General features: G+C 52.6%; 10 protein-coding genes. 2 read left to right on the top strand and 8 right to left on the bottom strand.

Translation table 11 applies throughout. The features are described 5' to 3' along the window. Positions 1-121 precede the first annotated feature (121 nt). From PHV74_13380 to PHV74_13345, 8 genes are all read right to left on the bottom strand, one after another. On the bottom strand, positions 122-1,174 hold the full coding sequence (locus PHV74_13380) for a tagatose 1,6-diphosphate aldolase (GenBank protein MDD5095350.1): 1,053 nt from the start codon (positions 1,172-1,174) through the stop codon (positions 122-124). A 397-nt stretch (positions 1,175-1,571) separates the two neighbouring features. Then, positions 1,572-1,862, bottom strand: a complete 291-nt coding sequence (locus PHV74_13375) for a DUF5658 family protein (protein MDD5095349.1) — start codon at positions 1,860-1,862, stop codon at positions 1,572-1,574. Positions 1,863-2,008: 146 nt separating this feature from the next. Further along, positions 2,009-2,182, bottom strand: coding sequence for a hypothetical protein (locus PHV74_13370; GenBank protein MDD5095348.1), 174 nt, complete (start codon positions 2,180-2,182; stop codon positions 2,009-2,011). Between the two features lie 45 nt (positions 2,183-2,227). After that, complete coding sequence (locus PHV74_13365; protein MDD5095347.1) at positions 2,228-3,016, bottom strand: alpha/beta hydrolase; 789 nt, start codon at positions 3,014-3,016, stop codon at positions 2,228-2,230. A 196-nt stretch (positions 3,017-3,212) separates the two neighbouring features. After that, positions 3,213-4,238: an N-acetyl-gamma-glutamyl-phosphate reductase gene (gene argC, locus PHV74_13360; GenBank protein ID MDD5095346.1), complete on the bottom strand. Its 1,026-nt coding sequence runs from the start codon at positions 4,236-4,238 to the stop codon at positions 3,213-3,215. A 16-nt stretch (positions 4,239-4,254) separates the two neighbouring features. After that, positions 4,255-4,629 (bottom strand): metallopeptidase family protein, encoded by a 375-nt coding sequence (locus PHV74_13355; protein MDD5095345.1) that lies wholly within the window; start codon positions 4,627-4,629, stop codon positions 4,255-4,257. Further along, positions 4,596-5,252, bottom strand: coding sequence for an endonuclease III (locus tag PHV74_13350; protein MDD5095344.1), 657 nt, complete (start codon positions 5,250-5,252; stop codon positions 4,596-4,598). Before PHV74_13350 ends, PHV74_13355 begins: the two co-directional genes overlap by 34 nt. A gap of 3 nt (positions 5,253-5,255) precedes the next feature. Then, positions 5,256-5,867, bottom strand: coding sequence for a histidine phosphatase family protein (locus PHV74_13345; GenBank protein ID MDD5095343.1), 612 nt, complete (start codon positions 5,865-5,867; stop codon positions 5,256-5,258). Between the two features lie 152 nt (positions 5,868-6,019). On the opposite strand from PHV74_13345, the gene PHV74_13340 reads away from it, so the two are divergent. Further along, positions 6,020-6,964: an ABC transporter ATP-binding protein gene (locus PHV74_13340; protein MDD5095342.1), complete on the top strand. Its 945-nt coding sequence runs from the start codon at positions 6,020-6,022 to the stop codon at positions 6,962-6,964. Then, complete coding sequence (locus tag PHV74_13335; protein MDD5095341.1) at positions 6,961-7,734, top strand: ABC transporter permease; 774 nt, start codon at positions 6,961-6,963, stop codon at positions 7,732-7,734. The genes PHV74_13340 and PHV74_13335 overlap by 4 nt, the downstream gene beginning before the upstream one ends. The last annotated feature ends 345 nt before the right edge of the window (positions 7,735-8,079 follow it).

The raw sequence follows: 8,079 nt of genomic DNA, 5'->3' as shown, positions 1-8,079 counted from the left end.
GTCGAGGCATGGTGCAAGAGCAGAAACAATCTGAATGCCAAGATCAATTGGCATTTCACCATAGATGACGCCAGGGTAAAATTGAGACGCCTTTATCCGTCAATCATTACGTGACATGACACTAGTGATCTTCACGCGCAACCGTCTTTTCGGGTTTCACCTGTTCGCGGACTTTCTGGTAGTTTTCCTGCCACACCTCATTCAGGTCCGGAACAATGTAGTTGTTGCTGGTTTCCAGCTTTCTGTGCCATGGTTTGGCATAACTATCGGCCAACGATATCAGTTGATTGAGCCTATCAGTGGCGGTAGTTTTCAGGAACTTGGTTCTTTCCCACCGGGAGTCAATCATTGCCGCTTCTTGCCAGAGGACCCGTCCGGCTAAGAATCCTGAAGCGCCTGCTTTGCAGGCTATTTCCAACTGCCATTGGAAGACTTCAAAGCTGATCCCGCCGCTGAGCAGCACCCACGGCACCCGGCATGCCTCATTCATCTGCTGGCAAAGATAGAGTAACCGTTCTTTGTTTGGCTCATAGGAGATGTCTGCAGGGAACTCGACTTTGAGCACATCAATCGGCAATGTTGAAAGCTGTCGGACGGTCTCAATCAACAGATCCGGCTTCTTTTTAGCATATGTCCAATAGTCTTTCTCCAACTCGGGGACCATGTAAGACTTGGGGCCGATGAAAAGGGCTATGTCGGCTTGTTGGCATTCGTAGGCAAGTTTGGTAACGGTGCTCAGCTGCACAGAGGCAACATTCGGCAAGTCCGGTCGATAGAATAGAGGTATCTTCACGCCTGATGCCGCCATACCCTTGATGGTATCTACATTCCAGTCGACCAGAAAAGCGCTGAACTGCTCGTCATCGTCATAGGGATCATCATCGGCCACTTCCAAGCTGATTAAGAGGCCTGTTTTGCCGGAGATTGCATTGGAGGCAATGGCCCGGCTGGCACTATAAATGTCCAGCAGCACCGAGCCGCAATGAGGCACAAGCGTTTCGCAGATGTCCATTTTGAAGTCCATCATGGTTTGATAGGCAACGGATGAAGGATTCCCTTTGTTGATGATCTTGCGCAGAGACCTTCGATGATCCACGGCGCACATGGTGAAAATGCCCTTTGAATTGGACATTTGCTGCAACCCTCTGGTCTTTCCGATTGTCAATTCTCTCACTTTGCACCTCTCCAAACAGGATATAAAAACTGCTCCGAACAATCTCGCGTTATATCTCCACCTTGATACTTTGGTCCCCAGCTGCGGTGATATGGTCTGGTTCACTCCGTACTGGTTTTAATTTTCACTTGCCTGCCCATAAGCCTATCGCTGAAAGCAGAGAGTAAACTTGACAATTCCTAGCATATGAGATTGTCGACCCCCCCTCAAGCGTGAAGGCTCGCAACTTTTCTGGGGGCAGGCATGCAGAAAGGTTGAGAAGAAAGGCCTAAATCAGGGCCACGGACTTGTCATAGACCAGATCGGGGGATGGTAAGAACTTGATAGGAGATTGCTTATTTGAAGGCCGGCAACGATTTCCGAGACATGGAATTGAAAAGAGGAAAAGACGAAAGGGTTAATTGGCAATGAAATAAGTGCTCACGTTCCAGGTGACGATGGCTCCATAGCAGACAACAAGGCAGGAGGTGCTGATCAAGGCGAGCTTCGCCCATCTTTTATAGATGTCCCACAGGAGATAAGCACACACTGCCGCCCCCACTATTTTCACCAGAAGGAAAAAGTTCTCTCCCACAAGGGGTTCCATGAATGGGTTCCCCTCCCTGGCGAATCCTCGCCCAACGAGGAATTGCGTTACAATCCCATCAGCAATCACCAAAATGGTCAACGCGGCAAGGAGACATTTCATCAGTGAGATTGCCGGGAGAAGGTTTCGAAAATGGTTCATATCCATTTGAACCTATACTAGCATTTCGAATTGAATATTCAAGTAAACATTTGGTAAACGAATCGTTAAGAAAGGGTAACTGTCAAAACATCTTTCCGATTGCTGGCCTAGGGGAAGCAGCCCAGTTGGCACGCCGATATCTTTATCTTGAGATCATCGGCAGCTTCCCGGACGCTCCGCGGCTCGATCTTTAGATCCCTGGCAATCTTGAAAGCCGCTGCACAGGGCAACTTCCCATTTACACTCGATACCTTTATCTTCTGCTGTAACTCGCTATCCATTGTAGCCGCCTCCGATGCCAGAATGGGAACCGGGAAATCCGCTTTTCAGTGGCCCGGGTATATGAAATTCCCGATGGCTTCAAAGTACTGCTCGATCCCTGCCATGAGAATATCATTGTGATCCGCTTTGGGAATGGTCACCAGTCGCTTGTTCTCCGATCCGAGATTTTCGTAGCAGAGAACCGCCTCGCTGTGCGGGATCAGCGAATCGTATTCGCCGTGGATAATGAGGGCTGGCATTCTGATTCTGCGAACCATTTCCATGCCTGCCCTTTCCAAATCGTCCAGGCCATGAATCCCCATCGGAAAGCTCATGTGCCGGAACAGGCGGGCAAAGCTAGCAAAACCACTCTCCAGAATCAGTCCCTTTATTGTTTCAGGATAGGCTGAAGCCAGTTCAATCGCCGAGATGCTTCCCAGTGAGCGGCCCATCACAAAAACAGGCCCGGTGTAATCGCCTGATGCCAGAGTCTTCATAAAGTACTTGAACACAACATGAGCATCGGAAACGGTGGCCGAAAACGTCGGCTGTCCACCGCTCCTGCCGTATCCGCGGTAGTCTGCCACAAATAGATTGATGCCGATCCGGCTATAGATAGGGGCAACATCATCGTAATCGCAGACAACCTCTCCGTTGCCGTGGAAATACAGGATGGTGGGCGATTTCCGCTCAATAGCGTAAAAGCGGCAAAAGACCGATACACCTTCATCTACCGGCACCATGTGATCCGTAGCATCGGGTGGTGTAGGCGTGCAGTCCTGACGAGGATAGAAAGCAAACCCCAGGATCAGGGGGTCGTCCAGAATGGAATAATCCGGTGTTTTCATGATCATAACTCTCTGAATCTCGAACTTTCTGCCCACTGATCTCGATCAAGGGCAAGCCCTCCAGCCACTATCTTGGAGGAGTTTCCCTCACTCCCGTAAACGGGAAAGGGGGAAGAAGAACAAACTTGGGGGACACCCCCCCGATTTGGTCGATGGCAGGCCTGCGGCAGGAAGTATCCTGCGCGACTTGATCAGAGATTCACTAAGGATAGATCGCTATCGCTCCCAACCCCATCCCCTCCGGGTACCCCAGCATCAGGTTCATGTTCTGAACGGCCTGTCCGGCTCCGCCCTTGACCAGGTTATCGATGCAGCTGATGACGATCAGCTTCCCGGTGCGGGGATCGACCGTGGGGTGAATCAGACAAACATTACTTCCCAGCGTCTGTTTGGTCTGCGGCGGCTTATCGACCACCTTCACGAATTGTTCATCGCGGTAGAAATCCTTATAGACCTCCCGTACTTGTTCGGCCTTCATCTCCCTGCGCAGCCTGGCGTAACACGTACTCAACATGCCGCGCGTCATCGGGATCAAGTGCGGGACGAAGGTCACGGAAAGTGGCTTGCTTCCGGACTGAACCCGCAGCTCCTGCACGATCTCCGGCAGATGCCGATGCCCATCGAGCCCATAGGCGGAAACACTCTCATTAGCCTCGGCGAAGTGAGTGTTAAGCGTGAGGGTTCGGCCCGCTCCGGAGACGCCAGACTTGCTGTCGATGATGATATCCGACTCGATCAGTCCCTCCCGCAATGCAGGTGCCAGGGCCAGGATAGAACACGTGGGATAACATCCCGGATTGGCGATCAGCCGAGCCCCCGAAATTTCGGCGCGATGCAGCTCCGGCAATCCGTAAACCGCCTCACCCAGAAGCTCCGGGGCATGGTGTTTGACTTTGTACCATCGCTCATATTCGGCAGAGTTTTTGAGGCGGAAATCGGCGCTCACATCGATCACCCGGATATCCCGCTCCAGAGCCTCCACCACAGCCTTGGCGCTATCCCCGTGAGGAAGCGCCGCAAATGCCACCTCGACGTCCCTCAGTTCGGAGTCGATGACCATATCAACACTCGCCATATGAGGAAAAACGTCGCCCAGCTTCTGCCCGGCGGCGCTTCTCCCTGTAACCGAAACCAGCTTGACGCCTGGATGCTGGCTCAGGATTCGGGCCAGATCGATGCCGATATAGCCGGTGACGTTGATGATTCCTACGTTTACGGGTTTTATCATGATTTACCTCTTTTGATCAATATCTCCCGATCTCCCGGAGCCTTTCATCGCTGATGCCGAAATAATGGGCGATCTCATGGCGCACCGTGTCCTGAATTTTTTTGATGGTACTCTCATCGGAGGAATAATGCAACTCGATGGGTCTCTGAAAGATGGTGATCCGGTCCGGCAAAACCATGTTATAGCCGCTCCCCCGATGGGGGAAAGGCACTCCTTCATAGAGTCCCAGCAGATCCTGCCGACGGCCGATTCCTGCCTCTCTCAATTGCTCCGAGGTGGGCCAGTCCTCCACCATAATAGCGAGGTTTTCCAGTCGCTCCTGGAATTCTTCCGGCAAACCCTCCACCGCCTGTTCAACTAGTTCTTCGAATCGCTCCCGTTCCAAGCACACACTCCTCTCAAAACGCAGATCGAACACTTAGGCCGCTGCGATTTGCAGACCTGCCGACCATGCTGGACCATGTTCATGTGAAACTGGTAAACATCTGCCGGCGGAACCATGGCCTCCAGCACTTGATGCGCCTGTTCCACACTGATTTTAACAGGGATCAGCCCCAGCCGCCGGGAAACGCGATAGACGTGCGTATCCACAGGAAGAACCGGCTTGCCCAGAGAAAACAGGAGCACGCATCCCACCGTCTTCGGCCCGACTCCGGGCAACTTCCGCAGCCATACTTTAGCTTCATCAATCGGCAGCTGATCCAGGAAAGCCAGGTTCAGCGAGCCGCGCTCCTCCAGAATTTTTTGAAGGATATCTTTGATCCGGGTTGCTTTGACTCTTGAGAGCCCTCCCGATCGGATCGCCCGCTCGATATCGGCCACATCCGCCGCGGCAACTGTTTCCCAATCCCCAAATGCACCCAGCAACAAATCATATGCCCGATGCGAATTCACATCGGAAGTGTTCTGCGAAAGAATCGTGGCCACCAATTCCGAAAGCGGGTCGTGGTGAGGCTGCCATGGCCGATCCCCATACGCCGAGGCCAACAGCCAATTCACCTCTGAGACATTCACGGATTACCCCAGACCCTTCAGATGACCGGTATCATTGAGCGAATTGAGCATAAACCGACCTTCTCTGGCGGTGATGGTATTGACGGCGCAGACATCCTGACCAATTTGCCAGAAGTGCGAATCATCCAGCCCCAGAACAATGCAAACCAGTATCCGGCACACTACTACATGGGAGACCATGATTACCGTCTGATCGGAATGCTCATCCAGCAGTCTCTTCGCTACGCCGGTGACCCTCTCGCGGACTTCCGGAAAACTCTCACCGTGGGGGAATCTGATCTGATGAGGAGACTCCAGCCACCGACGATACAAATCGCCATCCTGTGCGCGTGCTTGATCTGTCGAAAGCCCTTGCCATGTGCCGCAGTCGATATCCGTGAGCTGGTCCAGGGGTTGAATGGCCAGGCCGATTCGATCAGCGATAGGCCGGGCAGTCATCAGGGCTCTTCTCAAAGGGCTGGAATAGATGGCCGCTGCATCAGAACTCGCAAGCCTTTCTGCTACTGCTTTGACCTGTTCGATGCCAGTTTCATCCAGAGGGATGTCGGCCCTCCCGGAAAATCGCTTCTGCTCATTCCATTCCGTCCGCCCGTGTCGCAAAAGAATGATACGCATTTGAAGAATCTGCCCTATCCGACGAGTATCTTAGCACAGGCCCCGGCGACGGGCAAGCACGCTCCAGTGTCCGACTAAGCCTTATGTCTCATGACAGGCGGGGTGTTTCGTGCTAAGATCAATAGTATTGGAAATCTTCAGGAGATCAAAGAGTGGAATATGCAATTCAAACGGATAATCTGGTGAAACGCTATGGGAATGGCTTCACCGCGCTCAATGGCGTTTCGATCAAGATCAAAAAAGGAGAGGTGGTGGGATACCTTGGGCCGAACGGGGCAGGGAAAACGACCACCATCAAAGTCCTCACCAAGCTGATCAGGCCCACTTCGGGACAAGCATTCGTCAACGGTCTCGATGTCACCCGGTCGCCGCAAGAAGTCCTGGGAAGAGTGGGCGCGTTGATCGAGGTCCCCGGCATTTATGAATATCTTACCCCATACGAGATGCTGACCTATTTCGGCAGGGTCTATCGCTTTGATAAGAAGGATATCGATCGGCGAATCACGGAGACCCTGCAGAGGGTGAAGCTATCGGACTGGACGCACAAGAAAGTCGGCTCCTTCAGCACCGGGATGCATCGCAGACTGGCCATTGCCAAGGCGGTGTTCCATCGACCGGAGGTCCTTTTGCTGGATGAGCCGGTGATGGGATTGGACCCCATCGGGATCAGGGATATCCGCGAGCTGATCCGTCAGTTTCAAAGCGAGGGCATGACCGTTTTCCTGAGTTCCCATCTTCTGGGAGAGGTTGCCGAAGTTTGCAACAGCGTCATCTTTCTGGACAAGGGAAAGGTGGTCAGGTCTGAAGCGATAGGGGATATCGCCGGTCGAAGGGAATCGAAGGCCGTCAAGGTGGAGTTCTCCCGGCCTCTTTCGAACGAGGAAATCGGGGGCATCAGAGCCATTCCCTCAGTGCACAATCTCGAAGTCACCGATCAGACGATCCGAATCCATTTCGATGGCCAAATGCCGACCAGCTATCAGATACTGCGGGAGTTGGTGGCCATGAATCTGGAGATCATCTCCTACAATCCCGATAGCCTGGGACTCGAAGACTACTACATTTCCCTGATGGGAAAGGAAAAGGGAGTGCAATGATGGCGTCGCTCAAGCATGACTCTTACGATACCTACCTTTCGTGGCGATTCGAGCTCACCAAACACCGGAAGCGCAAGAGGCTTTTGATTGTGGCCGCGCTGGCCATTATCGTGCCGCTTCTTTTCTATATCAGCCCGGCCGATACCGCCAGGGATTTTGCCTCCAACAGTCTGATATTCTTGACCTTTCTGGTGATCCTTTCCGGGGCCATGTTCACCGGCGATGCCATATCGGGGGAGTTTGAGAAGAAGACCGCATTGCTGCTATTTCCCACACCACAGAGGCGCACAGCGATCTTCACCGGGAAATATCTGGCAGCCCTCACTGCTACGCTGATGACCGTCTCCATTTATTATCTGATCGTGACGGTGCAGATTGTCCATCTCTTTGGCGCAGGCGAAATCCCCGGACAACTGGGCAAATCGTATGTTACAGCAACCCTTTATTCATGCAGCGTAGTGAGCATCATCTACTTTTTTAGCAGCCTCTTCAAGAAGACCTTGCCATCCACACTGATCGGCTTTTTCTTCCTCTTCATGATTCTGCCCATCCTCGCCGGGATTCTGTACAGCCTGGATGTGAATCCGTGGTTCATGGTGACATGGCCGTCACAACTCATCACGGAGGTCCTAGATGCAGCCAACAACGGGAGTTCTGAAGGGGATAAGTTCAAGCCGCATTTTGGTACCGGTATTGCAGTGATGATTGTTTACGCCATCGCTTTCTTCGCTGCCGGAACCAGAATTGCCGGTCGGAAGGATATGGACTGAATCAGGAGCTTCACGCATATCCCCGAATTCAATCCTCAAGGCCTCCGTCTTTTGTTGAAAGTAGAGAGGGCGAAAACTAGGTGCCTTTTTCACCAAAAATACGGAGGGATACGTATTTCACCACGAGCCGCCAACCGACTATGATTGAATCCACCGAGGGGTGTCCCCCATCTGCAGGAATTCCCCAACGAGCGGGGATAAAGGCGTTGGGTCAGATCATTCCAACACTCCGTAGTCAGAGGCCGTTTAAGAATAGGGGTTAAGAATACCCTGAAAGAAGTTGACACGGTTTTTGAAACCGACGTTTTGACTTTCAAGTGACATTCTCATAGGTTAAGCCCTCGG

This window comes from Dehalococcoidia bacterium (assembly GCA_028711995.1).
GTDB lineage: Bacteria > Chloroflexota > Dehalococcoidia > SZUA-161 > SpSt-899 > JAQTRE01.
This window is presented reverse-complemented; position numbering and strand designations above follow the sequence as displayed.

Coding starts and splice junctions, on each gene's coding strand:
- PHV74_13345 (MDD5095343.1), bottom strand. CDS start 5,867: ATGCGTATCATTCTTTTGCGACACGGGCGGACGGAATGGAATGAGCAG.
- PHV74_13365 (MDD5095347.1), bottom strand. CDS start 3,016: ATGATCATGAAAACACCGGATTATTCCATTCTGGACGACCCCCTGATC.
- argC (MDD5095346.1), bottom strand. CDS start 4,238: ATGATAAAACCCGTAAACGTAGGAATCATCAACGTCACCGGCTATATC.
- PHV74_13375 (MDD5095349.1), bottom strand. CDS start 1,862: ATGAAATGTCTCCTTGCCGCGTTGACCATTTTGGTGATTGCTGATGGG.
- PHV74_13335 (MDD5095341.1), top strand. CDS start 6,961: ATGATGGCGTCGCTCAAGCATGACTCTTACGATACCTACCTTTCGTGG.
- PHV74_13370 (MDD5095348.1), bottom strand. CDS start 2,182: ATGGATAGCGAGTTACAGCAGAAGATAAAGGTATCGAGTGTAAATGGG.